28 protein-coding genes and 1 pseudogene are annotated in these 26,356 nt (G+C 41.1%); 10 read left to right on the top strand and 19 right to left on the bottom strand.

Annotated elements, in window-relative coordinates; translation table 11 throughout:
* Nucleotides 1–147: 147 nt before the first annotated feature.
* A pseudogene (locus tag LCM09_RS09705) lies at nucleotides 148–1,026 on the bottom strand (lipase family alpha/beta hydrolase); the annotation flags it as partial.
* Nucleotides 1,027–1,198: 172 nt separating this feature from the next.
* Nucleotides 1,199–1,624 (bottom strand): GNAT family N-acetyltransferase, encoded by a 426-nt coding sequence (locus LCM09_RS09700; RefSeq protein WP_224881026.1) that lies wholly within the window; start codon nucleotides 1,622–1,624, stop codon nucleotides 1,199–1,201.
* 121 nt (nucleotides 1,625–1,745) lie between these two features.
* Here LCM09_RS09700 and guaC point away from each other — a divergent pair, with 121 nt between their 5' ends.
* Nucleotides 1,746–2,729: a GMP reductase gene (gene guaC, locus LCM09_RS09695; RefSeq protein WP_224881024.1), complete on the top strand. Its 984-nt coding sequence runs from the start codon at nucleotides 1,746–1,748 to the stop codon at nucleotides 2,727–2,729.
* A gap of 25 nt (nucleotides 2,730–2,754) precedes the next feature.
* On the opposite strand, the gene LCM09_RS09690 is transcribed toward guaC, so the two are convergent.
* The 3 genes from LCM09_RS09690 to LCM09_RS09680 form a co-directional block, all read right to left on the bottom strand.
* The gene (locus LCM09_RS09690) at nucleotides 2,755–3,294 is read right to left on the bottom strand and encodes a GNAT family N-acetyltransferase (protein ID WP_224881022.1); all 540 of its coding nucleotides are present in this window, start codon (nucleotides 3,292–3,294) and stop codon (nucleotides 2,755–2,757) included.
* Nucleotides 3,295–3,333: 39 nt separating this feature from the next.
* Complete coding sequence (locus LCM09_RS09685; RefSeq protein WP_224881020.1) at nucleotides 3,334–3,789, bottom strand: hypothetical protein; 456 nt, start codon at nucleotides 3,787–3,789, stop codon at nucleotides 3,334–3,336.
* Between the two features lie 259 nt (nucleotides 3,790–4,048).
* Nucleotides 4,049–4,501 (bottom strand): MarR family winged helix-turn-helix transcriptional regulator, encoded by a 453-nt coding sequence (locus tag LCM09_RS09680; protein ID WP_224882908.1) that lies wholly within the window; start codon nucleotides 4,499–4,501, stop codon nucleotides 4,049–4,051.
* Between the two features lie 153 nt (nucleotides 4,502–4,654).
* Here LCM09_RS09680 and LCM09_RS09675 point away from each other — a divergent pair, with 153 nt between their 5' ends.
* Together LCM09_RS09675 and LCM09_RS09670 are read left to right on the top strand one after the other, a co-directional pair.
* Nucleotides 4,655–5,077 carry an organic hydroperoxide resistance protein gene (locus LCM09_RS09675; protein ID WP_224881019.1) on the top strand — a complete coding sequence of 141 codons (423 nt, stop codon included), beginning with the start codon at nucleotides 4,655–4,657 and terminating at the stop codon, nucleotides 5,075–5,077.
* A gap of 194 nt (nucleotides 5,078–5,271) precedes the next feature.
* Nucleotides 5,272–6,729: an MDR family MFS transporter gene (locus tag LCM09_RS09670; RefSeq protein WP_224881016.1), complete on the top strand. Its 1,458-nt coding sequence runs from the start codon at nucleotides 5,272–5,274 to the stop codon at nucleotides 6,727–6,729.
* 27 nt (nucleotides 6,730–6,756) lie between these two features.
* Here LCM09_RS09670 and LCM09_RS09665 read toward each other — a convergent pair whose 3' ends face one another.
* Complete coding sequence (locus LCM09_RS09665) at nucleotides 6,757–7,155, bottom strand: VOC family protein (RefSeq protein ID WP_224881014.1); 399 nt, start codon at nucleotides 7,153–7,155, stop codon at nucleotides 6,757–6,759.
* Between the two features lie 17 nt (nucleotides 7,156–7,172).
* Entirely contained in the window at nucleotides 7,173–7,559 is a 387-nt protein-coding gene (locus LCM09_RS09660; RefSeq protein ID WP_224881013.1) for a VOC family protein, read from the bottom strand.
* Nucleotides 7,560–7,727: 168 nt separating this feature from the next.
* Here LCM09_RS09660 and LCM09_RS09655 point away from each other — a divergent pair, with 168 nt between their 5' ends.
* On the top strand, nucleotides 7,728–7,946 hold the full coding sequence (locus tag LCM09_RS09655) for a DUF2642 domain-containing protein (protein WP_224881011.1): 219 nt from the start codon (nucleotides 7,728–7,730) through the stop codon (nucleotides 7,944–7,946).
* Nucleotides 7,947–7,976: 30 nt separating this feature from the next.
* Here the strand turns inward: LCM09_RS09655 and LCM09_RS09650 are convergent, their stop codons facing one another.
* The 3 genes from LCM09_RS09650 to LCM09_RS09640 all read right to left on the bottom strand — a co-directional run bounded on the left by LCM09_RS09650 (nucleotide 7,977) and on the right by LCM09_RS09640 (nucleotide 10,924).
* Nucleotides 7,977–9,179, bottom strand: coding sequence for an alanyl-tRNA editing protein (locus tag LCM09_RS09650; protein WP_224881009.1), 1,203 nt, complete (start codon nucleotides 9,177–9,179; stop codon nucleotides 7,977–7,979).
* A 307-nt stretch (nucleotides 9,180–9,486) separates the two neighbouring features.
* Nucleotides 9,487–9,681: a hypothetical protein gene (locus LCM09_RS09645; protein WP_224881007.1), complete on the bottom strand. Its 195-nt coding sequence runs from the start codon at nucleotides 9,679–9,681 to the stop codon at nucleotides 9,487–9,489.
* 19 nt (nucleotides 9,682–9,700) lie between these two features.
* Nucleotides 9,701–10,924, bottom strand: a complete 1,224-nt coding sequence (locus LCM09_RS09640; RefSeq protein ID WP_224881005.1) for a GrpB family protein — start codon at nucleotides 10,922–10,924, stop codon at nucleotides 9,701–9,703.
* A 396-nt stretch (nucleotides 10,925–11,320) separates the two neighbouring features.
* Between LCM09_RS09640 and LCM09_RS09635 the strand changes: the two genes are divergently transcribed.
* On the top strand, nucleotides 11,321–12,676 hold the full coding sequence (locus LCM09_RS09635; protein WP_224881004.1) for a hypothetical protein: 1,356 nt from the start codon (nucleotides 11,321–11,323) through the stop codon (nucleotides 12,674–12,676).
* 46 nt (nucleotides 12,677–12,722) lie between these two features.
* On the opposite strand, the gene LCM09_RS09630 is transcribed toward LCM09_RS09635, so the two are convergent.
* Entirely contained in the window at nucleotides 12,723–13,133 is a 411-nt protein-coding gene (locus LCM09_RS09630) for a DoxX family protein (RefSeq protein ID WP_224881002.1), read from the bottom strand.
* A 185-nt stretch (nucleotides 13,134–13,318) separates the two neighbouring features.
* On the opposite strand from LCM09_RS09630, the gene LCM09_RS09625 reads away from it, so the two are divergent.
* The gene (locus tag LCM09_RS09625; protein ID WP_263622904.1) at nucleotides 13,319–13,930 is read left to right on the top strand and encodes an acetate uptake transporter; all 612 of its coding nucleotides are present in this window, start codon (nucleotides 13,319–13,321) and stop codon (nucleotides 13,928–13,930) included.
* A gap of 178 nt (nucleotides 13,931–14,108) precedes the next feature.
* On the opposite strand, the gene LCM09_RS09620 is transcribed toward LCM09_RS09625, so the two are convergent.
* On the bottom strand, nucleotides 14,109–15,074 hold the full coding sequence (locus LCM09_RS09620) for a ring-cleaving dioxygenase (RefSeq protein ID WP_224881000.1): 966 nt from the start codon (nucleotides 15,072–15,074) through the stop codon (nucleotides 14,109–14,111).
* A 61-nt stretch (nucleotides 15,075–15,135) separates the two neighbouring features.
* The gene (locus tag LCM09_RS09615; protein ID WP_224880998.1) at nucleotides 15,136–15,927 is read right to left on the bottom strand and encodes a GNAT family N-acetyltransferase; all 792 of its coding nucleotides are present in this window, start codon (nucleotides 15,925–15,927) and stop codon (nucleotides 15,136–15,138) included.
* A 124-nt stretch (nucleotides 15,928–16,051) separates the two neighbouring features.
* On the opposite strand from LCM09_RS09615, the gene LCM09_RS09610 reads away from it, so the two are divergent.
* From LCM09_RS09610 to LCM09_RS09600, 3 genes are all read left to right on the top strand, one after another.
* Entirely contained in the window at nucleotides 16,052–16,255 is a 204-nt protein-coding gene (locus tag LCM09_RS09610) for a hypothetical protein (RefSeq protein ID WP_224880997.1), read from the top strand.
* A gap of 6 nt (nucleotides 16,256–16,261) precedes the next feature.
* Nucleotides 16,262–16,900: an STAS domain-containing protein gene (locus LCM09_RS09605; protein ID WP_224882905.1), complete on the top strand. Its 639-nt coding sequence runs from the start codon at nucleotides 16,262–16,264 to the stop codon at nucleotides 16,898–16,900.
* 259 nt (nucleotides 16,901–17,159) lie between these two features.
* Complete coding sequence (locus LCM09_RS09600) at nucleotides 17,160–19,580, top strand: S8 family serine peptidase (protein ID WP_224880995.1); 2,421 nt, start codon at nucleotides 17,160–17,162, stop codon at nucleotides 19,578–19,580.
* A gap of 91 nt (nucleotides 19,581–19,671) precedes the next feature.
* Here LCM09_RS09600 and LCM09_RS09595 read toward each other — a convergent pair whose 3' ends face one another.
* The 6 genes from LCM09_RS09595 to LCM09_RS09570 all read right to left on the bottom strand — a co-directional run bounded on the left by LCM09_RS09595 (nucleotide 19,672) and on the right by LCM09_RS09570 (nucleotide 25,403).
* On the bottom strand, nucleotides 19,672–20,322 hold the full coding sequence (locus LCM09_RS09595) for a Type 1 glutamine amidotransferase-like domain-containing protein (RefSeq protein WP_224880993.1): 651 nt from the start codon (nucleotides 20,320–20,322) through the stop codon (nucleotides 19,672–19,674).
* Between the two features lie 15 nt (nucleotides 20,323–20,337).
* Nucleotides 20,338–22,257 carry an FtsX-like permease family protein gene (locus LCM09_RS09590; protein ID WP_224880991.1) on the bottom strand — a complete coding sequence of 640 codons (1,920 nt, stop codon included), beginning with the start codon at nucleotides 22,255–22,257 and terminating at the stop codon, nucleotides 20,338–20,340.
* A complete protein-coding gene (locus tag LCM09_RS09585) occupies nucleotides 22,247–23,008 on the bottom strand; it encodes an ABC transporter ATP-binding protein (RefSeq protein ID WP_224880989.1) in 762 nt (253 codons plus the stop codon). Before LCM09_RS09585 ends, LCM09_RS09590 begins: the two co-directional genes overlap by 11 nt.
* A gap of 99 nt (nucleotides 23,009–23,107) precedes the next feature.
* Nucleotides 23,108–24,112, bottom strand: a complete 1,005-nt coding sequence (locus tag LCM09_RS09580) for a sensor histidine kinase (RefSeq protein ID WP_224882903.1) — start codon at nucleotides 24,110–24,112, stop codon at nucleotides 23,108–23,110.
* On the bottom strand, nucleotides 24,112–24,798 hold the full coding sequence (locus tag LCM09_RS09575) for a response regulator transcription factor (RefSeq protein WP_224880987.1): 687 nt from the start codon (nucleotides 24,796–24,798) through the stop codon (nucleotides 24,112–24,114). Before LCM09_RS09575 ends, LCM09_RS09580 begins: the two co-directional genes overlap by 1 nt.
* A gap of 68 nt (nucleotides 24,799–24,866) precedes the next feature.
* On the bottom strand, nucleotides 24,867–25,403 hold the full coding sequence (locus tag LCM09_RS09570) for a DJ-1/PfpI family protein (protein ID WP_224880985.1): 537 nt from the start codon (nucleotides 25,401–25,403) through the stop codon (nucleotides 24,867–24,869).
* A 220-nt stretch (nucleotides 25,404–25,623) separates the two neighbouring features.
* On the opposite strand from LCM09_RS09570, the gene LCM09_RS09565 reads away from it, so the two are divergent.
* Complete coding sequence (locus LCM09_RS09565) at nucleotides 25,624–26,307, top strand: bacteriorhodopsin (RefSeq protein WP_224880984.1); 684 nt, start codon at nucleotides 25,624–25,626, stop codon at nucleotides 26,305–26,307.
* The last annotated feature ends 49 nt before the right edge of the window (nucleotides 26,308–26,356 follow it).

Genomic DNA, 26,356 nt, shown 5'->3' with positions numbered 1-26,356 from the left:
TGTGTCAGGTCTCACCAACTGGCTATAATGTTCCCCCTTCTCTTTTACTTTGATATGACCCCTTCCTTTTAGGATGATTAAGGAATACTCATCGAAAGAAGGGTAGTCTAAGGTTTTCTCTTCATATGATCGACCGAGCTTGTTCGCTAGGAGCGGTAAGCTTTTGTATAGTACTTCATTATGGCTTCCTTCTAAAATATGTTTATCTCCTTCGATTGAGAATACGCTGCTTAACGTCGCGTTTCCATCTCCTAGCTCCGTTTTCAATGAACCCGTTACTTCTCCATCCACCCAAATATCGGATGAGTCAGAAGGCTCAATTTCTAAATAGCGTATCGTTTCTTCACCAATGCCCCCAATGAGAGTAATCGGGATATGTCGCTTCTTCACAACCTCTCGCTTTTTATTTAACACATCGAGAAACTTGTTTTTTGTTTCCATCGACTGATAAGGAACGACCCCAAACTCCCCACCACTATTTTTCATAAAAAGGTAATTACCGTAAGCAGCCCCTGGCGTAATATCCTTAAGTCCTTTAAAATACTCATGAATCGCACTAACTTCACTCATGTTTGTAACTCTCGGTAGGAGCCAAAGGTAAGCATCCATATAAAGTCGAACAAGATTGATCTTCTCCCCCGATTCACCGGGTAAGCTACCACCTGTCCAGTAGCTGAAATTAGGAGGTGATCCAGCGTTCGGGGTACACATCATGATTAGCTGGCTCACATCAAACTTATAATAGTTGCTTTCAATGTATGACCGACTTACTAACCCACCCATACTGTGACTCACGACAGCGACCTTTTTCTTTCCCGTTACTTTTTTTGCGTGCTGAATCGTATCATATAAGTAACGACGTGCAGAATGCTCGATCGGTTTCCGCCAGTCATAATACGCAACGAAGAAATTCTCTCCTTCTTTTAACCCTAGTTCTGATTCAAGTAACTTGACGAATGGTTTGTACACGATACCTGCAAGTCCAAAATGCCAGTCTCCCGTTCCGGGGATGATTTCGTCCCCCATTGAACCAAATAATCCAGGCACAAATACTACCGGATAATCACCAACTAAGTTCGATTTTTGTTGAATAACCGTCCTCTCCCTTCAAGCAGGACTCGTAGCGAATACTAGTAAACTATATTCGTTTAGGACGAGAATAAGAACTTATAGAAGGTGCTCGCTCGGCTCAAACAAACTAGAGCTTCTTATAAAATCCAGTAGCATTTCCTTCAAACCCACATCGCTCATAAAATGCATGTGCAGCCTTTCGCTCAGTCCGATTTCCACTATTTAACGTAACCATTGTCGCACCGCTTTCTCGTGCCCAGCTTTCCGCAAATCGCAAAAGTGCTTTACCGATTCCTATTCCTCTAGATTCAGAGTCAACGACAAATCCGTTTATTCGAATATAAGAATCACTGTTCTCGTATCGGTAACAGTGCATAAACCCAATCATACCTACTACTCCATTGTCTCTAACAAATACATACGTATGATTGGATGATTCCTCAAAAATAACGCCCATCCGTATTTCCATCTCTTCTGTACTCGTTGGGTACCCAAGCTCACCCATCAGATGGGCGAGGACTTCGATATCAGAATCAATCGCTTTTCTAATCAAGAAAATCCCTCCAATTTTTTCAATTATGTTTTGACATGGTAACAGATCTCATGTACATTATGTATTGAACGAACATTAATAAATGAAAATGATAAATTATTCGTATTTAGGGGTGTGTTTCATGGAAAATGTGTTTGATTACGAAGATATTCAATTAATTCCTGCAAAATGTGTGGTTAACAGTCGATCCGAATGTGATACAAAGATTACAATTGGTGAGCATACATTCAAACTTCCAGTCGTACCTGCCAACATGCAGACGATTATAGATGAAAAGATCGCAACGTTTTTAGCTGAAAATGGCTATTTCTATATCATGCACCGCTTTCAACCAGAGCGACGCCTTTCCTTCGTTAAAGAAATGAAGGATCGTGACCTCATTTCCTCTATCAGTATTGGAGTGAAGGAAGAAGAATACAGCTTCGTTGAACAATTAGCAGACGAAAACCTTATTCCAGACTATATAACGATCGATATTGCACACGGTCACTCTGAAGCAGTCATCCAGATGATCAAACATATCAAGAAGCACGTACCACAAAGTTTCCTCATCGCTGGAAACGTGGGTACCCCAGAAGCAGTTAGAGAGCTTGAGCATGCTGGTGCAGATGCAACAAAGGTGGGCATCGGACCAGGAAAAGTTTGTATCACAAAAATTAAAACAGGATTTGGAACAGGTGGATGGCAGTTAGCTGCATTACGCTGGTGTGCAAAAGCAGCAAGTAAGCCAGTCATCGCTGATGGAGGCATTCGTACTCACGGTGACATCGCAAAATCCATTCGTTTTGGTGCCTCGATGGTGATGATCGGATCACTATTTGCAGGACACGAAGAATCTCCTGGAGAAACTACGGAACGTGACGGGAAACTCGTGAAAGAATACTTTGGATCAGCTTCCGAATTTCAAAAAGGTGAGAAAAAGAACGTAGAAGGCAAGAAAATGTTTGTTGAACATAAGGGCTCGCTTCAAGACACTCTTGTGGAAATGGAACAAGATCTACAATCTGCAATTTCATATGCAGGTGGAGATAACCTTGAAGCCCTTCGCCATGTCGACTATGTTGTCGTGAAGAACTCAATTTTCAATGGTGACAAAGTCTATTAAAATATGATTTGCTTACGCCACACTTCTAAATGGAAGCGTGGCTTTTTTCTTTTGTTTTGTGCTGTTCTTGATTTATTGAATACCTATGGAAAATGCCACTTTCCTCATACTGCAACCGCTCAAATGTGAGGCCGATTTTCTCAGCAACATGAATCGAGCTCTTATTACTCGGATGAATATCAGCAACAATTTCTTCAATTCCGGTGGTTTCAAATGCATGTTGTACTAAGGGTTTTGCAGCTTCAGTGGCATAACCGCTCCCCCAGTATTCTTGTTTCAGACGCCAGCCAATTTCGATTTCTGGTCCTATCGCATCTACTGGAATTAGCAACATCCAGCCAATAATCTCTTGATCCTTCGTTTCAATCATCCAATACCCCATACCTTTTGGGTACACATTTTTAATCCTTTTCGTAACAAACGCTCTGTGATTGATTTCGTCATCCCAAGGTCCATCGACGTAACGAACAACTTCTTTGTCGCGGTCCATTTCGATACAAAACTCTAAATCTCGCATGGTCCTTTCGCGCAAAATGAGTCGTTCCGTTTTCAAAATTGGCAGCATACGCACGTCCTCCATTAAGGAAAGTTTCAAACTACATCATTAAGAGGTTTCTTTAAACCAAATCTTCCATCCATTATACTCTTCTAGTTCTTTGACGACATGATACGTTTCAAGATCGTTATTAACGCTCTCTTCGATTTCACCTTTCACATAACCAACGCTATACCCTTCATCTTTACTAAGAGACATCCGCTTAAACGTACCAAAATCATCAGATGGTTCCTGCATATTCGTTATAGATCGTACGCTCCATAAATTCTTGTCTTTAACAAAATGAACTTCTGCCGCCCATATAGCTTCTTCAATATTCGTTCCCTTCAAGAAAACTAACGCAAGCTCATCATTCACTTCATATGTTTCATAAAACTCTTCATCTTCTATTCGATCGTATGTAACCACAGCTTCTTCAGGCGTATTTTGGCCGCCTTCCTCCCACTGAATGCAAGCAGGTACTATAAAAACAAGCAGCGCTACCAATATTAGTTTGAATTTCATTGTGGTAACCTCCTTAATACCTTTTACCATCTACTACGACCAAGCCTCCTATAAAGTTCCATTCAATTATCAATTAAATTATATAATAAACAAAAGACGATTGTTCATTGATTATACACATAGAATTGCTACGTATATAATAAGACCCGAATCAGCTGATTCGGGTCTTTGTTTCCGTTTCTTGGTTCGAGGCCTATTAACACTGCACGATGGAGAAGTACCGCATACCCCAATGCTCCTATCATGTATCAATCATTCTTCACTTCTTATCATTTACAGTATGAATATGATCAAGTAATTGTTGGAAGCCAGTTAACGCTTTCTTAAATTCCTCTTTTGACAAACCGCTGTTAGCTGCCATGGCGTCAGGAATAATCGATGCTTCTTCCTTTAACTCTTCTCCTTTGGTCGTTAATCGTACCATCACTCTTCGCTCATCCTCTTTTGATCGCTCGCGTTTAATAAGGCCTGAATCCTCCATTCTTTTAAGTAATGGTGTAAGTGTCCCAGAATCTAAATAAAGTTCAGCACCAAGCGCCTTCACTGTTGTTTCATCCTGCTCCCATAAAACAAGCAATACAAGATATTGAGGATACGTAATTCCAAGCTTATCTAAGTAAGGACGGTACATCTTAGTAATTTCCCTTGAACATGCATAGACAGAAAAACAAAGCTGATTTTCTAATTTTAATTGGTCATTCCGTTCGATTATGAACACCTTCTTCGAATTAAGTTGTGCACAATCAATTTATCCTGAATCGTTAAACATGTCAACTTCAGTTAGTTGACAAAGTGAGAAAGGTATCGTATATTAAGTTTTGTAAAATTAAATTGTGCACAACTTAAATAACAGGAGGAATAGCAAATGAATTCATTATACACGGCAACAGCACTTGCGCACGGTGGACGTCAAGGTAAAGTAGAATCGACAGATGGTGTGATCAACATGGATTTGCGCATGCCTAAAGAGCTTGGTGGACAGGGAGGAGAAGCGACTAATCCAGAACAACTATTTGCAGCTGGATATGCAGCATGTTTCGATAGCGCGCTTAATATGGTCGCTAGAATGAAGCGAATAAAAATAAAAGATACGGTTGTTGAAGCTCAAGTCTCAATTGGTAAAGAAGAAGATGGCGCGTTTGGACTTAGCGCTAAATTATTTGTAACTATTCCGGATATTGATCAAGAATCTGCAGAAGAATTAGTAAAAGCAGCTCACGAGACATGTCCTTATTCAAGAGCAACCCGTGGCAATATGGAAGTTGAGTTAACCACCAATACTAAATAATGAACAATAGAGCTGCCAATCTGGCGGCTCTTTTTTTAGTGGGATTTTTTCTAAATTTCTATCAATCAAGGTGTTTGTCACGCAAGAGAATAAGGAGTATAATTTGATAATTGATTATAGAGAACCTACTAAACTAGTGAAACAGTATTCATTTGATACAAACGTTACAAACCAAATTGAGAGGAGGTTTCGAGGTGACGACTACTCAACCTTATAATAAAATTCTGATTGCTGCACTGTTACTTGCAGGATCTTTCATTACGATATTAAATCAAACTCTTATGATAACAGCCATACCGCCTATTATGGATGAGATGAACATTACAGCAAATACCGCTCAATGGCTAACGACGGTCTTCATGCTCGTGAATGGAATCATGATTCCAGTGAGCGCCTTTCTACTCGAACGATTTACTACTAGGCAATTATTTATTGTAGCGATGGGAATCTTCTCCGTCGGAACGATAGTGGGTGGATTAGCTCCAAACTTTGGCGTATTGTTAATGGGTCGAGTCATACAGTCCGCCGGTGCCGGCGTGATGCTTCCATTGATGCAAACAGTCTTTCTCATGATTTTCCCAGTTAACAAGCGTGGTGCTGCGATGGGATATATCGGGCTCGTCATTTCATTCGCTCCGGCGATTGGACCTGCCCTATCAGGTTGGATGACCCAAAACTACTCTTGGCGTCTTCTGTTCTGGTCTATTTTGCCCCTCGCAATCATGATTATCGTAATAGCATACTTTATCATGAAGAATGTGACAGAGCTTACACGACCAAAGGTCGATCCGATTTCAATCATTCTATCATCGATCGGTTTCGGTGGTTTGCTTTATGCATTTACGAGCGCAGGAAACTATGGTTGGGGAAGCCCGCTGACATTAGTAGTTCTGTTAGTTGGAACAATTACACTCACTATATTCATCGTGAGACAATTAAAAATGTCTCATCCAATGCTTGAATTCCGAGTGTTTAAAGATAAGATATTTACAATCACAACACTAATAGGAATGATTATGTTCCTAGGCTTAATCGGTGCAGAAACATTGATTCCTCTTTATATGCAGAACATGAGAGATTTCACTGCATTTGAATCAGGGTTAGTACTTTTACCTGGCGCAATCATCGTGGCCTTTATGTCTCCGATCACCGGTCGCATTTTCGATAAGTTCGGTGCAAGGTTACTCGCGATCATCGGACTGACAATTGTTACAGCGTCAACCTTTGGTTTTGCATTCATCGATACGACGACAACGATTACGTTTCTAACCGTCATGTATGCGATCCGTATGTTCGGCTTATCGATGGTGATGATGCCAGTCACTACAGCAGGATTGAATCAGATGCCAAAACGACTCATTCCTCATGGTGCAGCGATGAATAATACGATGCGCCAAATCACAGCATCTGTGGGAACAGCTATACTCGTTACAGTCATGACGACAACTGCTCAATCAGCACAACAAGAACCTTCGATTGCGAACCCAGATATATATGGTGTAAAAGTCGCGTTCATCGTCATCGTCGCGCTAACGTTCATCGGACTATTGCTCTCTTTCTATATTAGAAAGAACAGTCCTGAAGAAGAGGTGGCAGAGCAAGAAGCAACAGAAGAAGTAGACAGCGAACATTCAAAGTCGGTTAATATGTAGAGACTCGTCCACACGGACGAGTCTTTTTTATTGAAACTTAGGACTTAGCTCACTCCATACATCAAAAAGATTTCCGTCAGGGTCGCTGAACACAAAGTTATTGCCGACATGTCCACGATCTTCTATCTCTCCTACATCCACGTCACGTTCCAGAAGTAATGCATGCAAATCTTGCAACATGGCCAAGCCATCAACTTCAAAAGTCAAACAAAACAGCACGTTCCCTTTATAATCTGTGAACCCTACTCTTGCCCCCTCCATTGCTTTTACTAGAAAGAAGCTTTGATCTGCAAAATCTAGAATCGCTTTATCTTGATCTCGATAGGTTTCTACAGCGCCAAGGGTTTCTTGATACCACTCTGAAGCTTTCGCGGGATTTGCGACTGGGATATAGGTTGTACCAACTCGCTTAATTAACGAAGCCATACCACATCCTCCTAACCCTACCCAAAAATCGTTTCCATCCGCTGTGCTTGCTCTTCTTTGTTTAGGTATTCATAGAATCCTACACGGTTTCCCCATGGATCCTCGAAAGTTCCCCATTTCACTGGAACTTCTTCTCTTGAATGGATTTCAAAGTGACTTACATTTAATCTTTTCATTACCCTCTCGCGCTCAGCTTCTATATCTTCAACACCCCATCTTAGTGGACCGCTTCCAACAGCAGGCGTTCCTTCTGCAAGCTGTAGCCAGCTCCCCGGGAAGATCTCCCACTCAACAATTCCATTGTGTGGTGCAAAATCTGGCTTCCTCGCAAAAAGTCCACTGTACCACGAAATTCCTTCCGTCATGTCAGATACTCGTACTTGAATCGTCATTTCAAACACCATTTCGATCGCCTCCTAAAATATGTATCGTACTTTTATATCTTACCAGAACGTTCGTTCTTATTAAAGTTGTTTTTTGATAATTCTGTATTATTTTTTGCGAGTTTCCAAAACGATTTTCTAGCATACCATGTTCTGTTGAATCCTAGTGCGAATAAGGGAGTACTGAGCATGACTAATCGAACGAAGAGCAGATATGCTTCTGTAGCTGACCCATTTCTTTTGAACCGCCTTCACGTTAGTGTAGGGAAGAACCTGATCGTACAAACAAAAAAAGACACACTTCGAGGCATCCTAGTCGACGTGCAACCTAACCTCATCGTCCTTTGCCATTACGATGAAATGGTCTCAGTCCACCTTAATCAAATCATCGCCATATTGCCTCAATAAAAAAGGAAGCACATATGTGCTTCCCATTCATTAAACCTTAACAGTACACCTATTTAGTAACTCTTTCATAACATCTTCTGCAGAGCGAATCGCCTCTCCGCCGCCTTGCGCAAAGTCCTTTTTACCGCCACCTTTACCGTTTATAACAGGTAGCACTTCTTTAAGTACAAGATTCATATCAAGAGTAAGATTTGAGCCTCTACCGCAAACGATCTGTATTTTCCCTCCTACTTCACTAATGAGGAGGACGATTACAGAAGAGTTTTCGTTCAGTACGATCTTTGCTAGCTTTTGAAGTTCCTTCATACCATACTCATAAGAAATGAGCTGTACAACTTGATTGTGTCCTACAGTATGTGGTGTCGCTACGAGCTTTTCCGCTTCATATGTTAAGAGTTTTTCTTTCATGTTATCGATCGTTTTTTCCTGATCGTTTGTTTGTTGCAGCAAGCGCTTAGTAGCTTCCCCAACATTTTCTTCTGGAACACTCAGTGTTTTTGTAAGTGTCTCCATCACTTTTTGCTTTTTATAAAGTTCATCGATCATTCTCTGACCACAAACGAACGTTACCCTAACTTGCTTTTTCTGCTTCTCCCACTTTAAGATACTGATGCCACCGACTTCTCCAGTGAAAGCTGGATGTGTGCCGCCGCAGCCACTATAATCCACTTTTGGAATCATGACGAGACGGATGTTTTCCGAAACAGAAAGCTGCTTACGAAGTGGATACTGCTGAGCTTCATCTGGTGAAACCCATTTTGAAATGATTTCGGTATTCTTTAGAACAATCTTATTCGCGGATTCCTCAGCTCGTTTAGCTTCTTCTTCGGTAAGTTTAGGAACATCGAGATCGATCGTACATGTTTCTTGCCCGAGATGAAAACTCACGGTTTTATACCCAAACAAATCCTCAAACGAGGCAGACAATAGATGCTGTCCCGCGTGTTGCTGCATGTGATCGAAGCGACGAACCCAATCGACTTCACCTGTCACCTTTTCTTGACTTTGAAGTGATTCCTCAACATAATGACGAACCTCTCCATCCACTTCCTGAGCGTCCTTTACTCTAACACCATTGATGGTTCCAACATCATGAGGCTGTCCTCCTCCAGTTGGATAAAAAGCTGTTTCGTGAAGCACCACGTATCTACCCTGTTCATCGATCTGTTCGTTTTTAACCGTAGTTTCAAACGTTCGTATGTATGGATCTTTGTAATATAATTTAACAGTCATTCGAACCCTTCTTTCTACATGCATATTAGGTTTATACTATCATGACCTTCGTTCTACCTGCACTTTTTGCATAAATCACCTGTGAGCATCTTCCCTCACATACAAAAGACTTGAGGAATTCATCCTCAAGCCCACACATTACTTTTTCTTTGTAAACTTTGAGAGCAGAATGGCGATGATCAAAAACAAAATCCCAAACACCATAATGTTATCTGAAATAAAATCCATAAAAGACAACTACCTTTCACTTTTGTTAACGATAGTAAAAGGATACCACATCAATGGATCATATCGATAATCCAATCATTCACCCAGAAAACTTACTGTCCTCTTCCCCTTTCTTAAATTGCCAGAGGATGATGTACATAATCAAACTACCGAGACAAAACAACATGATGAAGGGCCAGCTAATGCGCTCGCCTTTCAGTAGATCTACTAAAGTGATAGCTACGATACACCCAAGCGCAAACGGTACCCAATGCTTCAACAAATACGCTATCATCTTTCAATCACCTACCTGTTCATATTCTTCTTAACGTATAGACCCTATTCCTCTGAGTTTCTTTACACCCGTTCGCATAAAATGTCTTCATCATCGGAAGATTGCGAACGCTCGTACTTCCTATATAAGACGTTGCCCCAAATTCATCCCGAAGTAGCCGCAAGCATTGCCTATGAATCTCTTTGCTTTTTCCTTTACCTCTTTCAGAAGGAACTAATCCAAAATAGAACAACCTTCCTTCAGCTTTTGTACCTGGTTCGATATGGGGCATGACAACACCGATTGCTTTCTTACCTTCATAAACGATCATACAACTATCTTTGTAATCAGAACCGAGCTCACGTTCAACACTTATTAACTGATCATCGATCGAAAGACTAGAAGATGCGTTGAACGTATCGGTCATCGCCTCACCCCATATCTTCTTATACTTATCTTTCGTTAATTCATGTAACGATACGAAGGTGTATAGAGTCGTTCTTTCAATTTCTGTTTTTAGATCATGTGTCACCTGCACTGTCTCATCGTGTAATGAAAACCCAACATCGATCAGATCGTTGCATACATCCTCTTGACCACTGATAACAATATTAAGTGTAGACGTATCCAGTAATTCAGGGTCGTTAAGAATAGCACTAACGAACTCTTTGATCTCTAACTCGCTTAAATGATGAAGCTCTTCAAACGTTACAAACTTCTCACCCTTTACGATTTTCACTTTGTCATAGAGCTCGTATCTTCGAGAAAGTTCCTGATAGCTCTCTGACTCAAGAAGGTTACGCATGAACAACGCCTTTTCATCACGATAAATGTCCATATCCTTTCCATCATGCGCCAGTTTCAATCTATTATAATTCTCCGTTATGTCTGGGTTTTCCTTGAAAAAGCGCGTCACTTTCCAAAAGTTGTCGACAACAGAATGATTTAGCGTCAATTGAAGCCCAAGTGGTAAGATCTCATCTTCTTTCTCATACGCCCCAAAGAATGATGTTTGACTACTTCCTTCATTTCGAGCATACGTTTGATCTAAAAATGACCTTGCGTAGTCAAATGCAGCTTCATCCACACGAATCTGCAGATCAACATCACCTTTCGTGAGCGACCCTTTGACGGCCGTACTCCCTACGTGATGGACGTCTGCAGTAGGAATGGCGCGCGTAATGATTTCAGCATGCTTTTGAACAACTTCTTCTGCTCGATCACGGAAATACTCTTCACTTTTAAACGTTACGATTTCTTTCATACCGATGGTCCCTCCTGAGTTCTCATTTATTGTAATCTCGTTGTATAACTCATTCTTACATCGGTATCGCTCCCATCGCACTCTTCATCCCCTACTATCTTCCATTTCACATGTGAAATCCCTTCTATCAATTCTTACATGATTAGGAAAGAGAAGAATTTTGTCGGCTTCAAACCAGGCATATCACGATTCTTAATAGTGGATGAATCTTTGCAACTAGAACATTGTCATTCGACTTCCTGCAATCATTTCCCCGGAAATCTCCTAAAAGCAGACAATGAATTTCTTCTAAAATAGACAGTAAAAAAATTTTGTTCTCGACACCGATAGCCCTTTCTTTTACTAGAGTTTATGTATAATTAATTCCATCAAATACCATAGATCGGGAGGCACCATATGAGACCTTTGCGTCTAGTGTTTTTATTTCTATCTCTCATTCTAGCTACCTCTTGTAATTTGCTACCTGGAAAGGATACCGCGAAGGAAAGCGAAGCCTCAAAGGAACCTGAAGCAGTTGAAGCCGGAACAACAGCGACTTGGAGTGAAGGAACCTACAAATGGGAAGAGAATGGAAACATCATGGGAACTCTCGACATCAGTGATCCGAGTGGCGCATCGTTCGCATTTTCATTATTTGCCTATGATGGACAAGATGTTGGCGAACTAGCAGGCACCACGAGTGGGGACGATGAAGCAGTCTTTACTCATCCAGACAACGAGGAATGTACTGTTACGTTTACGAAGGAAAAAGAAGCTATCTCTGTACAGGCTACTGAAGAATGTCAAAACATTGCAGATGCAAACGTTTCGTTCGATGGTACGTATACGTTTATCCAGATCGGTTCTGAAACGCACGCAGACTCAGAATCAACAGATGAATCTACAACAGAAGAATCTGCAACAGAAGAAGAATCAGATTCCGAAGCTGATGCAGAATCAGCTAAAGAAGAACCAGAGGATGAATCAATTTCAAATTGGAAAGAAGCGCTCTACATCGATGCTCGTTTCGATAAGGGGAACTTAAGCATCTATAACGTCACACCCGACTCGTTCATGTTTTCCTTTGATGTGAGCAGCGGCGGTCATGTTGGGAACCTTACTGGAAAGGCAAAAGCGAACGGGAACGAAGCAATCTTTCAAGATAATGATCAACCTGAGTGTAAAGGAACGTTCACAATGAAAGATAATGTCATTACCTTTGAAGAAGATTCGTGTTTGTATTACCACGGTGCAGCTGTTGAGTTCTCTGGTGAATTTACGATGACTGATGATCCTCCAAATCTACCAACTGCAACAAGAGAAAACAACAGCTGTTCATCTGCTCCTTTCCATTCAGATCTCCTCACTTTTGCAGAGAAAGGACATTTGAAAGATGCTTCAATCTTCCTCGGCATGACAGAAGATGAGTTAAAAGCATCTAACCCTGCGCTCGAGTATGACGATTGGTTTTTCGAAGGAATCCCTGCTTTCTTTAATAATACGTATGCATACTTAACGGTTGATAAAAAGATCTTCAACATGCGTTACAACGCGTTATCTGAAGGGCCAGCTATCCCATATGAGCAACTAACCTGCCAGTTCGGCGATCCAGATGAAGTGTTTTTAAATGAATTACGGGGTGAGTATTATCATGTTTATCATACTGGAGGAAATATGATTTCATTCATCTCGACTGAAGAAAAAGGTTCCATCAGTGCTGTCGAGTTAGAATCACAGACTGATATGTTACAAGAATACAAAGATAGCCACTAACGGAAAAGCCCCTGTGCTAAAACTTTAGCACAAGGGCTTTTGTTCTTTATGAATCTCTACTATCTTTCTTTCCACCTAGCGCAAACAAGTTGCTACCCGTTAACGCTAATAGTACGGCTAATGCTAGAAGAGATAAATCAAACTCCCATCCTGCCATTTGACCGTTTCCAAAGAATCCAACCATCGGAATCTTCACTGTTACAATTGCACCTACCATAATAATTCCAATTAAGATTGCACTGATGTTAACAAAGATTCCAAGAATAAGGGCGGCACCTGCCACTACTTCAACCGTTGCAGTAAAATAAGCAAGAAATCCAGGAAGCCCCATCATGTCTTTAAACATCCCTACGACTCCCTCGATCCCCATCCACTTCTGAATACCGTGGGCCAACATAATCACACCGAGGACAACGCGCGCAACTAATAATCCATATTCGACTTTGTTGTTGTTCATAATCGTACTCCTCCTTTTTTGATAAAGATGTTTTCACTTTAACTATAACGTTCTACTTCAAAAGAAGAAGTAAGCATCCTTACACTCTTCATTTCATTAAAGTATGCGCTTCCATATAATTTCCTATTGCATACCCGCTTTTTATTGTGTAAAGTGGTCAAGTATGTTTTATAGGAGGTTACATCATGAATCAATCACAACAGCACGTTCAAATTAAAGTAGCTGACCCTTCAGCCATCGGTCTATTCGGCTTAGCAATGGTAACACTCGTCGCTTCTTCAGCGAAGCTCGGTTTGACTGACGGCGTTTCATTCATATTACCGTGGGCTATTTTTCTAGGAGGAATCGCTCAACTGTTTGCTAGTATGCTAGATGCAAAGCACAACAATACGTTTGGAACAACTGCGTTTGGCGCGTTCGGACTTTTCTGGCTTGGAATCGGTACATCCTGGTTGATCCAGTACGGGGTATTTGGAGATGCAGCAGCAAGTGCAGTCGATCCAAACCAGCTGGGCATCGCGTACATCGGGTATTTGATCTTCAGCTTGTTCATGACGATCGGAGCAATGGAAACACATAAAGTGCTCTTCATCATCTTCGTCCTCATCGACTGTCTATTCATCGGACTTGCGTTATCAACGCTAGGAGTTGCCCCTGAAGCGATGCACCTATTCGCAGCTGTTTCAGAACTTCTAATCGCGATCTTCAGCTTCTACGGATCTGCGGCAAGCGTATTAAACACTCACTTTGGCAAGGTGACGCTTCCTGTCGGAAAACCGTTCGGTGTATTTAAATAGAGGCAAGCATGATAAAAAGGGACCTTTCGGAGGTCTCTTTTTTAGGTTGCTCAAAACACAGAGTGACTGAAGAATAACTTAGCACCATACCATTTTTTTAAACGATTAAAAGATAAAAAAACAGGCTTCTAATATTCTAGATAGCCTGTTATGGGAATTTAAACCCCACATTCTTATATTAAAACTCCAACGGTCTAAGCTTTCTTTCGATATCAGCACGTTTTGGTTCGAGGAAAGGTGGTAGTGCTAATTCCTCACCCATTGTTTCTAACGGTTCATCCGTTGCGAACCCTGGTCCATCCGTGGACAGTTCAAATAAGATGCCGTTCGGTTCTCTGAAGTAAAGAGCTTTGAAATAGTAGCGTTCAACTTTACCAGAGTTTGGTAAGCGGTAGTCATTCAATCGTTCAGCCCACTTGCTATACTCTTCTTCATTCGGTACACGGAAAGCAACGTGGTGAACCCCACCCCTTCCAAGGCGTGCTTTAGGAAGATCTTCGCGTACTTCGATATGCACTTCTGCACCGCTCCCACCTTCTCCGGTGGAATAAACAAGAATGTCTTCACCTTTTTCCTCTGGTGAAGGATAAGATCCATTTTCTCTAAAGCCCATCACTTCTGTTAACACTTGAACCGTTGGCTTAGGGTCTTCAACAGTTAGCGTGACCGGACCAAGGCCAACGATACTGTGCTCAGTCGGGATATCATCTCGTTCCCATGGCGTTCCGGACCGTACGCCTTCTTCTCCATCATCAGCAACAAGAATCAGTCTTGTTCCATCAAAGTCCTCAAAGCTAAGAGAATTGCGGCCTGCTCTCTTTCTAATAGTTTCATGCTTTATGTCGAACGACTCAAAACGTTCCTTCCAGAAATGAAGGGATTCTGACGTTTTCACTCTTAATGATACAGATGAAATATCGGATGTCCCTCTATATGTTCTACCCAAGCCAGGGATATCAAAAAATGTGATATCTGTACCTGGTGTACCTTCGCCATCCGCGTAAAAGAGATGATACGATTCTGTATTGTCTTGGTTCACGGTTTTTTTAACTAATCTCATACCTAATATCTTTGTGAAGAACTCATAATTTCTTTCCGCTTTTCCAGTTAAAATGGAAACATGGTGTACTCCTAATAAGTGCATTCTTATCACTCCTTTATCTTCACTATCATTATAAATGGAGATTATCTCGAATCAATATATTTTAATTAAAGGTATTCACGCCATAAACCTTCATTTCTCCAATCGACTCGAAACCAGCTTTTTTGTAAATTCCGATTCCCTCTTGAGACGCTTGAAGGAAACACCACTTCTTCTTATACTGAGCTGCTTCATGTAGAAGATAACGAAACATCGTTGAACCATATCCTTTACCTTGTTCAACTTCTGATGTTCCCATGTCAAAGATTCCGATGCTATCTTTCGCTACAATGATCGACCCTGTTGTAACTGGTTTTCCCTCTGCCATACCGATGTATAACTTCAGGTCTGACGACTTCATATCAACTGAAGAAGCTACCTTTTCATAATAAGTTTTGACTGCTCTCCCTTCTTGTGACTCTCCGAAAAACGAAGCGATCAAGGCACCAAACCGAGATACGTCTTCACACGTTTCGACTACTTTGATTTCAAAATCACGAGGTAACACTGGGGAAGGTTCTTCATTTCCAAATTCTTTGACCATGGCAATATTGGTCTCTGCTTCTTCCAAGCCATGCTTTTGTAGTTCACTCTCGAACGTCCAGTCATCTGTATTCCAATACCAGACGCTTAGAGGGTACTTTTTTCTCTTAAACAAGCTTAGTGCGTCATGAAATCTAACTGCAAATAACGCTTCTTTATTTTGTATTCCAATAACGTTGAACGTGTCTGATGGCAAGCCAGCATCTACGATCGTTATGGAATCACTTTCCGCAACGCTCATGGTTTCAATCCGCTTCGCAAAGTATGAAACTTTATATACAAAATTATCTACCAATCGTTTCTCAATACTCATATAAAACCTTCCTTTCAATTCGTTCCCGTATTTCGATACAGTGTTAACAATACCTTTTTCTTCAATGTGTGTTACCATGAAAATATGTACAGAATACATAATGAAATAAGAAAGGGGGAGACGTATGGAGACGACACAAACTCCTGCCTACAACAATATAAATGAAGCAGCTAAAGAAGTGCTTGAGCTCATCAGTAAATTCATCGATGTGAATACGTTTTTTGTCGCAAAAAACGATAAACAAAACGTAGATATTCTCGAGTCTTTCAACCGTGAAGACATTCTTCTCGAATCAGGTTACCAAACCTTATACCGTGACTCTTACTGACAATTCATTGTACGAGCTGGTCGTGAACCGCTCATCATTGATGATTTGACTACGAATAGTTTTACGAAAGATATGGATGTTACGAAAAGTCTTGGTGGAGGCTCATTAGTCGGAGTCCCAATCAACTTTCGAAATGGTGAAAATTTCGGCACGCTTTGTGCCATGGATAGTCGTCCACATCATTTTGAGGATGACCATATAGCACTCATGAAGTCGATGGCAAGTTTATTAGGGAATGTTCTTGAATTAGAAAAGGCACATTCTAGCATCGAAACACTCTCTGTACCGCTCGTCCCGATCTCAAGTGAAGTCGCGATTTTACCGATTATCGGTGATGTGGATGAAGAGAGAACAGAAAGAATAATCGAGACCGCTTTATCACAAAGTGTTAAGAAAAACCTTGAATATATTTTGCTTGATCTCTCAGGACTTCATGACATCGATGAAAACAATATGAACAATCTCCTTAAGATTAGCAAATCACTTGATCTCGTAGGTGTTCAAATGATCATTACTGGCATTCGTCCTCAGCTTGCGATGAAAGCTGTACAATCCAATAGCGACTTTGAACATATTGAAGTAAGCGCCAACCTTAGTCAAGCACTAGACTATATCGGGTATCAACTAATAAAGAATGATGATTAATCAGACTCTCCCAAGGGTCTGTTTTTTTATTGTAAAACTGTAAGCCAGCCCTTCTATTTCCGATCAGTATTTGCTAATTTTCTTATACAAACACAAATACAAAAGCTTATGTTGCCCCCTCCTACACCTTAAGAACTACTCCATCTACTACTTTTCCTTCTCTAAAATATACCCTTCTGCTAATAGATAAACTCATAGCACAATGAAATAATTGAAGTATACTAATTTCTGAAATTTCTGTATAAAAGGAGCGGATGACTTGAAACGTAATCATTATTTAATAACATTGTGTATGGCTGTTGTTTTAGTAGTAGGACTCTTTCTACCTGCTAACAACACCAATGCGAATTCTCCAGCTAGTCAAACCACATTGGACGAAAAGTTAGTTGAAGAAATGAAAAATAACACCGGTCTTATTAATGTGATCGTCACATTCCATGGACAAGATGCACCTTCAACAGAGAATGTTGACCTTCTTAAATCACTTGGTATAAATACGGGCATAACGATGCGCGCTCTACCCATTGCTGGTGTATTAGCTACGACGAAACAAATCGAAGAACTAGCAAAGCATGATGAGGTGCGCTCACTTTACCTCAACCGAAAAGTTGAATTTTATAATGGCGATTCAACAGATCTCACTGGGGTCAACAAAGTTCGTACAGATGATGCTATGAGAAAAACAAACGGTGGATTACCTGTCTCAGGAAAAGACATTGGGGTAGTCGTAAATGACAGTGGTGTTGATGGCACTCACCCAGATATGAAGCTTGGAAAAAACCTCGTTCAGAACGTAATGGGTACTACGAACATGCCAAGTTCAACAGGATTAGCACCAGTTGTCTACGTTGAAGATGTTGCGAACACGGATACGAACTCCGGTCACGGTACTCACGTAGCAGGAACAGTTGGCGGAACTGGCGCAGCTTCAGCGGGGCTATATGAGGGAGTTGCACCTGGCGCAGATATGATTGGATATGGGTCAGGTGGCGGAGTACTAATTCTTGACCTTATTGGTGGATTTGATTACGCAATTGAGCATCAAGATCGCTACAACATAAAGGTCATTACAAATTCATGGGGATCGAACGATGACTTCTTCGTGGACGACCCAGTAAACGTTGCGACAAAGCTATGTTACGACAACGACATCACAGTCTTGTTCGCTGCCGGTAATGCAGGGCCTGATGAAGACACGCATAACCCTTACGCAAAAGCACCATGGGTGATTTCTGTAGCAGCAGGCAAAAAGGACGGAACGCTCGCAAGCTTCTCTTCTCGTGGAACAAGAGGTGTTGGTGAAACGTTTGAAATCGATGGAGAAACATGGACGTGGAAAGATGAGCCTACCGTTACAGCTCCTGGTGTAGAGATCATTTCAGCAAGAACGCTATCACCAGTTGGTGTACTGAATGCTAGCAAAGATACGAATTTGATTCCTACAGCTTATCTTCCTTATTACACGACACTTCAAGGAACATCAATGGCTACGCCTCATGTAGCAGGTGTAGCAGCGTTACTATTGGATGCAAATCCGAATTTATCGCCGTCTGAAGTAAAAGATATCATTAGTAAAACTGCAACAAACATGCCTGGACGTGAGGCATATGAAGTTGGTTCTGGTTACGTGAATGCATACGCCGCCGTTGATCTTGCGATGGACATGAACAAAACATATGGCTCCACAGTTAACAAAGACCAGTCGTTCAATGCTTCAAGCTCTATGGAAGTCATTAGAGAAAATTACAGGATTGACTATAATCCCACGTCTACAAACACGACGACGTTTACAGTTCAACAGAATCAAGCTCAGCTCGTAGCAAAAATGTATGCTGATGGCGATCTCTACACAGAAGAAGGTGGAAATCCTCTCGTCTTCACCATCACTGACCCGAATGGTGAAGTGTACGAATCAGGATTCAACCCTACCTACAGTATCGACCTTGTAAATACAATTACAGTTGATAACCCTGTTCCAGGTACATGGGACCTAGAAGTAAGTGCTTATCCAGGTGCAGCACTTCCTGAAGAAGTAGTAGGCACCCTAACACAAAAAACATCACGTACACTCTCAGGTTTATCTGATATTGGCGGTCATCCTGCAGAATCTGCAATCAAGCTCGGCATTGTAGAGCGTCTGTTCGATGCTAAGACAGACGGAAAGTTCTTCCCAGATCATGAGCTAAAGCGCGTTGACCTCGCCTCCTACCTTGTGATGGGTTCAGGTATTCGTCAAGTTGAGCAAACCACAAACAACGTAGCAATTGAAGCCGTTCTTGCAAAAGGCGCCGCTCTAAAGGGGGCACATACCTTTAATGGTGTAATGCTAACCAAGATGAACGGTACATTTGATCCTAATGGAACTGTTTCTCGCGCTGAACTCGCCTACTCACTTGTTCAAAGCTTAGGCTTACAGGAACAAGCTCAACATTTTGATGGCGACGTAACCGTTGCATACAGTGGTGAACGACTTTCAATCTCTGATGGTGGTGATATTCCTGCTGAATTAAAAGGCTATGTTCAGCTTGCTCTCGACCTTGGTATTCTAAATGCACAGTTCTCATCAACACAGGAACCATATGACTTAGAGCCAACCATACATGCTTCATTCGCTCCTACTGAACACGTAACTCGCGGAGAATTCGCTGTTGCGATGACACGATTCTTTCATAACTATTAATTCTACTATCCGTCGTGAGAGTTCCCCCCTTACGACAATAGTTGGAGATAGAACGGCACTCCATAGGGATTGGAGTGCCGCTTTTTTTCACCTACAAAATTGCTTTGTTACCATCTCGATCATATAGGTAGGCAGGCTTCTCTCCAATTGTATGAAAGCTGGTTTCACTCGCTACCACAGCTGTACCATCTGGAATCGCTAGAATAGGAACTCCATTCTCATTCACAAATGCTTTCACCTTTTCTTCATGTTCTTTTATATAGTGGCAGAAGATCACATAACCTCCAACGAGCTTTAGACTTTCTAATTCTTTCAAACTAGTTGGTTTCGGTTCAGATTCCTCATAGATCTTCATATTCTCACCAAGCACGATTGCCCCTGCACTCTGTCCATAAATGATGCCGCCGTCGGCAAAGAACTTTTTTAATAGAGTATCAAAACCCGTTGTAACGAGTTCTGCAAGGAGTTTGTTAACAGATCCACCACTCATGTACACACCTGAAAAAGACCTCATGTCATCATACGTTTTCTCTCTCAAATCCGTCCACATCGTTACTTTAGTATTAGGAAATAAACTGCATGTGTACTCATAACAAGAGTCATAAGAGCGATAGTTTTCATCCCCAGCTAGCGGGATATATAGAACCGATTTCTTTTCGTCTAATGAACGAACATAATAACGATTCATCTCTCGTGTTTGAATGGCATCCCCACCACCCGATAAAATCAACTCACCCAACATCACGTTCCCCTTTCATTACAACACTTCTCGGATTACCTTTTTAAAATACTTTACAGAAAGTAGTCCAAAAACGGAGTAAAGAATTGTATATAACACCATAACGATAATCATCGGCGTCCATAATGTTGTTCCAAAGAAAAACCATCCGGATCGAACTGCAAAATAGCTGTGCAGTAAACCGACAATCAGTGGTATACCAAAATTGAACACCTGCTTGCCTGCGATTCCTCTAAGTAAATCTCGTTTTGAATACCCAAGTTTACGAAGAATACGATAGCTCGGCTTCTCCTCTTCACTTTCATCCATCTGTTTAAAATACAGGATGCATCCTGAAGTAATAAGGAAAGTAAGCCCTAGGTAAGCCACGATGAACATGACTAACCCCATGTTTTGCTTTTGAGTTGTTGCAAGATCTAACTGAGATTGGTGTGTTTTGTGAAGACCAAGATCGTGGAACAATGTGTTGGCTTCTTCACGTGTACTACTCTTCGTTACGTTGATACCAACATAAGAATCAGTTGATGATTCTCCCTCTCGAATCTTCGAAAAAAGCTTCTCGTCTACGACAGCTGTAGGTAATCCTCCTGGAGACACACGTGTATTCAAAATATACTCATCTTCTAAACCCATATAAGTTAATGGTATTGAGGTCCCTTCACTGCTTACGTAAACAGTTCCTTTCTTTTTAAGAGGCATGATTGCCTCGACCATATGATTATATCCAGTAAACATCACTTCGTCTTCCCGAAGAGACATAGTTGATACAGCATCCTCACTAATAAGAGTCATAAATGAGTTCGATGTATCAAGGGTTAATTCCAAATCAGTATCAATTAGTGACGAGATATCTAACTCCTTCTGAACATATTCAACCCTTTTTTCTACAAATGGAATCGAATTCTCCTTTAATGTTTTCCCAAATCGTTCCGCATCTCCCTCATCCGTAAACGCAAAGTGATCGGGAATGCTGATCTCTGCATTTTTTTCAGCTGAATAGAACGATATGTAGCTTAATGAAAGCAACCCTATCGCAACGGCAGATACAGTTGTGATCACAGTTAACATAAAGGCGTTCGATTTCATCCGAAACATAATCGATGAAAGTGAGAGAACCTCATTGACGTCAAGATAACCATTTTTCTGACGTCGGATCAGATTCGTAATAAATCGAACAGATCCTTTATAAAACAAGTACGTCCCAACGATCACTAACCCAAGAATCGAAACCATCGCATTCATCATCTGCTGAAAATCATTAAAATCCCCATCGAATAGCTTTGAAGATACGTAGTATCCGAGAAGAATAAATACAATTCCTAAGATCCCCATGAGGATCTCCCAAATCGAAATCTTTTTCACACGCTCTTCAGTCGTTGTCGTCACGCTAAATAAATGTAGAATGGTTCTTCTTTTAAGAAACACATAGTTCATCACCATAACAAGTAGAAAGATGACGCTGAATACGAGTAGCGTTAACCAAAACGCATTCATGGAAAAGAATAAACTTGCTGATTCCTCGATCCCAATCACTTTGAAAAAAATCATCAGTATGAATTTTGATAGTGCAAAGCCTATGAATGTACCGATCACAATCGAAAAGAGAAACACGATTGCATTCTCCAATGAGATGATGAAAAAGATTCGGCTCTTCGTCATCCCGATAAGTTGAAACAGACCGATTTCTTTACTTCTACGCTTAATGAAAAGGTTGTTCGCGTAAAAGAGAAAGACACCGATAATAACGATCAAAAAGATAGACGTTGTTCGGATCATTGCAGCTAGATTAATCGACTCTTTACTGCTGATAGCCGGAGCAAATTGTAATGTAACAAACGTAAAGTAAAGGGCAACTGTAAAAACAAGCGCAAAGAGGTAAAGGTAGTAGTTCTTTACATTCTTCTGTAAGTTACGAAGAATAAGCTGTTTAGTACTCATACGACACCCCACCGAGTACTCCCTGCGTTTTCATAATATCCTTAAGAAATGCCTGTCTTGTTTGCTCCCCTTTATTCAACTGCGTATAGATACTTCCATCCTTAATAAAGATGACACGCGAACTGAAGCTTGCCGTCACTGGATCATGAGTGACCATCATGATCGTAGCTTTTCGCTTCTCGTTCATATCGCTTAATTTCGTTAACAGATCAGAAGCAGACTTAGAATCTAGTGCACCTGTTGGTTCATCGGCAAAAATGATGCTCGGATCATGGATGAATGCACGAGCTGCAGACGTACGCTGCTTTTGACCTCCTGAGATTTCATTTGGATAACTCTCACTTATACTCTCTATATCTAACTCTCTCGCTACTTCGTGAAACTTTTCATTCGCTTCCTTCTTCGATACCTTTTTGATCGAGAGTGGTAACAGGATGTTCTCTTTCACTGTTAACGTATCTAACAGGTTGTATTCCTGAAAGATGAACCCTAGCTCATGCTTTCGATAGCTTGCTAGCTCCTTTTCTTTTAGTTTCGATATTTCCCTACCTTGGACTTTGATCGATCCCTGGCTGATGCGATCGATTGATGACAACACGTTCAGTAATGTTGTTTTCCCAGATCCAGATGCCCCCATAATGCTCACGAACTCACCTTGTTCAATACGTAAATCAATCCCTTTTAACACTTCATGTTTCGTGAACTTATTGCCGTAGCTCTTATGTAGTTTCGTTGCTTCTAACACGATCATGTCACGACCTCCTCTTATTCGATGACTTCAGTTTAATAGAGATGAGGAAGCTTTTCCTTTCAATCACCTAACAAAACAGAGAAGCATGTGACACTATTGTCACACGCCCCTCGTCGATTCAAACTCGTTAGCGCTCGGGAAAATGACGGTCACTGTTGTTCCAACCCCAGACTCTGACTGCACCTCAAGTGTAATATGTAAAGCTTCTGCTACTTTTCTCGCTAAGTATAAGCCCATACCAGTCGCAGCATGATCGGAGTGTCTTGTTGTGGACGTGAATCCTTTATCGAAAATGCGTGGTAAGTCTTGTGAATCGATTCCTTGGCCATAGTCTCTAATTCTTAGGACTGTCTGGTTTCCGCTAATACTACTCGTGATAGAAAGATCTGAAGAGTTACTATATTTCACGGCATTCGTTAAGAGCTGCCTCATGATGAAAGCAAGCCATTTCGCATCGCTCAACACTTCCTCTACTTCAAGATCGATTTCAAATCCGATCCCTTTACGTATACACCATGAACGTAATGTTTTTATTTCCCCGAATAACGTGCTCTCGAGGTCGACTCGCTCTATGTATACATCACTTTGAATGAAAGAAATTCGTTTACTATGAAGCTGTTGATCTAATAACAAGTGAATGCGAAGCCACTCGTACGTAAGCTCTGCCTTTGCTTCCTTGTCCTCGAGTCGTTCGATCATTAAAGACATCACTGTCAGTGGTGTCTTCACTTCATGGATCCACGATAGCAAGTCATCCTTTTCTTGCTCGATCGCTATCTGCTTCTTCGAAATGGCTTCTTGAAGCTTTTCGATCTCCAGTGCAATGGTTTGTTCCACAACCTTTTCAAAAGGACTGTTCGCCTCAGGAAGACTCCATAATTCAAGGTCGTTCTCTCTGTCCCTAAGCTTGCGGTAAAATGCCGTTTCAATCCGATACCGAATGATGAAGAATACCGTCATGATGAGGGTGGAGAGAAAAACAACGTAAGTCATCGAAGTGAGTGCAATCGAAGCATCAAGGTACGAGATTAATAGAAGCAATAGTTGAAGAGAAACGAACAACATGATCCAACTACTTCTCTCGATAAGAAATGCTTTTACCATCAAGAGATCCGCTCCACTGCCATGTATCCTTGACCGACCTTGGTCAGGATCGAATTACCAAGACCAATTTCAGCTAGCTTCTTTCTTAACCTGTTTACATTAACAGTTAACGTATTGTCACTCACAAACCTTTCATCTTCCCAGAGCATCGTAATCAATTCGTCTCGACTAACAATCTTATTTTTTCGTTCGATCAAAATTTTAAGAATGTAGATTTCATTTTTCGTTAACTCGACCATTCCTTTGTCACTCGATAACTGATTGCGACCATAATCTACCGTCGCTCCGAGCCACGTTTTCATATCGGTGTCGTCATTGTTGTAATTATACACTCGCCTTAGAATCGCTTTTATCTTAGCAACGAGTACATCAAAATGAAACGGCTTTTGTATGAAGTCATCCGCCCCAAGGTTCATCGACATCACCATGTCGGTAGGATGATCTCGTGACGATAAGAAGATGATCGGCACATTCGAGTGTTCACGAATTAACCTACACCAGTGAAACCCATCAAATTTAGGCAATTGAATATCGATGATCACTAATTCAGGCTTAAGCTCTACAAACTCTTTAAACACATCACTAAAATCACGTACTCCATAAACGTCGTACGACCACTGTGTTAAACGATCTTTCACTTCTTGAAACAACGACTGATCATCTTCGATCAGAAAAAGCTTAAACATATTCTTTCACCACGCTAACCTGTCATTTTTACCCAGTATTAATAGTACCACACAATTAGAGCTCTCCTCTATCTCCCATACCAGCTCCGATCGAACGTGAGACCAAGTGACTCACCAAACTGAAATGCAAAGTCAACATAAGAAGAACCCCTCGCTGTAATGACCTGCTCATCCTTTATTACGGGAGCATCACAATAATAATCTTCATCGAACGTCGCTAGAAATTTACGCTGCTCACGCGTCAGACCCGTTGTATATTTCTTTCCTTCTAACAAACCGCTCATCGATAATAAATAGGGAGCACTCGAAATTGCGCCGATCAATAACTCTCTCCCCTTCAAACTCTCCAAGAAATACTTTAAATCATGATGCTCAACAAGGTGTTCAAAATCATCTACTCCAGGAAGGGCGAGACTATCTAACTGCAACCGATCGACTTGATTGATACTAAACTGCGGATAACAAGGCATGCCTGCCTCTCCCGATACAAGTCCATGATCCAATCCGATAAAAACAACAGGCTTATTTCCCTGCTTTAGCACTGAAACAAGTACAGATAGTTCATACTCGCTGAAACCGTGATATAAGAGAATACCAGTATACATGGTACACACTCCTTCTTTTTTATTGAGCTTTGAGTCCCAATCAATCGCTAATCTTTCATTGACACGCTTAATCCAAACACTTCTACCTGTTCTTCAGAGTAGGCGGATAATCCTTTCTTTCTATCTTGAAACTCGCAATAATCTATTAGAATACGGATTAGCCCTTCTCTTTCTTGTCTATACTAAGAATCACTATGACGATGTATAGGGGAGAAACACTATGTCTAATTTAGATGTCACGCTTCATATTATTTATTTTATATTGATGATCACTGCCGCAATCTACTTCTTCATCCTCAGTCGATCACCTAAGAACGTTCCACTTTATGAATATGTAATCGCCATGATCATCACTGCTTGGTCAGGGACTGCGTATCTATCGATCGCATTAGGTCAAGGAGTAGTGGAAAGAGCGGATCGAACGATTTACTTCGCTCGTTATCTTGACTGGGTAGTAACGACACCACTTTTACTGCTATCACTCGCGTTAACAGCTATGTTTTATGAGAAGAAGAAAAACAAAGGTCTACTGATCGCACTAGTTTCTGCTGATGTGTTTATGATATTAACTGGACTGATCGCAGACTTTTCACCAGAACGAACGAAGTATATTTGGTATTCTTTTGGAATCATCGCACTTATTATCGTCTTGTTCATTCTTTGGATGCCACTTCGAAGAATGGCAAAAGCAGGTGGTAAACGCTTATCACGTCATTACAACTTTACTGCCGCATACTTAACGTCATTCTGGGTTCTCTATCCCACTGCCTGGCTGCTTGGTTCGACTGGACTGAATATAACCCAGGAAATGGTCAGTGCTCTTTCCTTTATCATCCTGCCACTATTCTCAAAAATAGGGTTTGGCATCATAGACCTCCATGGACTCAGAAGACTCAATCAATAGAAAAAACCAGTATCCGTCGTGTAGATACTGGTTTTTTCTATGTATGTTC

Origin of the sequence: Guptibacillus algicola (assembly GCF_020171805.1) — a bacterium.
GTDB lineage: Bacteria > Bacillota > Bacilli > Bacillales > Guptibacillaceae > Guptibacillus > Guptibacillus algicola.
Note: the sequence above shows the minus strand (reverse complement) of the source record. Positions and strands in the feature narration are given on the sequence as shown.

Excerpts from the sequence above, each read along its gene's own strand:
- guaC (WP_224881024.1), top strand. The coding sequence starts at position 1,746 with ATGGAAAATGTGTTTGATTACGAAGATATTCAATTAATTCCTGCAAAA.
- LCM09_RS09690 (WP_224881022.1), bottom strand. The coding sequence starts at position 3,294 with ATGCTGCCAATTTTGAAAACGGAACGACTCATTTTGCGCGAAAGGACC.
- LCM09_RS09685 (WP_224881020.1), bottom strand. The coding sequence starts at position 3,789 with ATGAAATTCAAACTAATATTGGTAGCGCTGCTTGTTTTTATAGTACCT.
- LCM09_RS09675 (WP_224881019.1), top strand. The coding sequence starts at position 4,655 with ATGAATTCATTATACACGGCAACAGCACTTGCGCACGGTGGACGTCAA.
- LCM09_RS09665 (WP_224881014.1), bottom strand. The coding sequence starts at position 7,155 with ATGGCTTCGTTAATTAAGCGAGTTGGTACAACCTATATCCCAGTCGCA.
- LCM09_RS09660 (WP_224881013.1), bottom strand. The coding sequence starts at position 7,559 with ATGGTGTTTGAAATGACGATTCAAGTACGAGTATCTGACATGACGGAA.
- LCM09_RS09655 (WP_224881011.1), top strand. The coding sequence starts at position 7,728 with ATGACTAATCGAACGAAGAGCAGATATGCTTCTGTAGCTGACCCATTT.
- LCM09_RS09650 (WP_224881009.1), bottom strand. The coding sequence starts at position 9,179 with ATGACTGTTAAATTATATTACAAAGATCCATACATACGAACGTTTGAA.
- LCM09_RS09645 (WP_224881007.1), bottom strand. The coding sequence starts at position 9,681 with ATGATAGCGTATTTGTTGAAGCATTGGGTACCGTTTGCGCTTGGGTGT.
- LCM09_RS09640 (WP_224881005.1), bottom strand. The coding sequence starts at position 10,924 with ATGAAAGAAATCGTAACGTTTAAAAGTGAAGAGTATTTCCGTGATCGA.
- LCM09_RS09635 (WP_224881004.1), top strand. The coding sequence starts at position 11,321 with ATGAGACCTTTGCGTCTAGTGTTTTTATTTCTATCTCTCATTCTAGCT.
- LCM09_RS09630 (WP_224881002.1), bottom strand. The coding sequence starts at position 13,133 with ATGAACAACAACAAAGTCGAATATGGATTATTAGTTGCGCGCGTTGTC.
- LCM09_RS09625 (WP_263622904.1), top strand. The coding sequence starts at position 13,319 with ATGAATCAATCACAACAGCACGTTCAAATTAAAGTAGCTGACCCTTCA.
- LCM09_RS09620 (WP_224881000.1), bottom strand. The coding sequence starts at position 15,074 with ATGCACTTATTAGGAGTACACCATGTTTCCATTTTAACTGGAAAAGCG.
- LCM09_RS09615 (WP_224880998.1), bottom strand. The coding sequence starts at position 15,927 with ATGAGTATTGAGAAACGATTGGTAGATAATTTTGTATATAAAGTTTCA.
- LCM09_RS09610 (WP_224880997.1), top strand. The coding sequence starts at position 16,052 with ATGGAGACGACACAAACTCCTGCCTACAACAATATAAATGAAGCAGCT.
- LCM09_RS09595 (WP_224880993.1), bottom strand. The coding sequence starts at position 20,322 with ATGTTGGGTGAGTTGATTTTATCGGGTGGTGGGGATGCCATTCAAACA.
- LCM09_RS09590 (WP_224880991.1), bottom strand. The coding sequence starts at position 22,257 with ATGAGTACTAAACAGCTTATTCTTCGTAACTTACAGAAGAATGTAAAG.
- LCM09_RS09585 (WP_224880989.1), bottom strand. The coding sequence starts at position 23,008 with ATGATCGTGTTAGAAGCAACGAAACTACATAAGAGCTACGGCAATAAG.
- LCM09_RS09580 (WP_224882903.1), bottom strand. The coding sequence starts at position 24,112 with ATGGTAAAAGCATTTCTTATCGAGAGAAGTAGTTGGATCATGTTGTTC.
- LCM09_RS09575 (WP_224880987.1), bottom strand. The coding sequence starts at position 24,798 with ATGTTTAAGCTTTTTCTGATCGAAGATGATCAGTCGTTGTTTCAAGAA.
- LCM09_RS09570 (WP_224880985.1), bottom strand. The coding sequence starts at position 25,403 with ATGTATACTGGTATTCTCTTATATCACGGTTTCAGCGAGTATGAACTA.
- LCM09_RS09565 (WP_224880984.1), top strand. The coding sequence starts at position 25,624 with ATGTCTAATTTAGATGTCACGCTTCATATTATTTATTTTATATTGATG.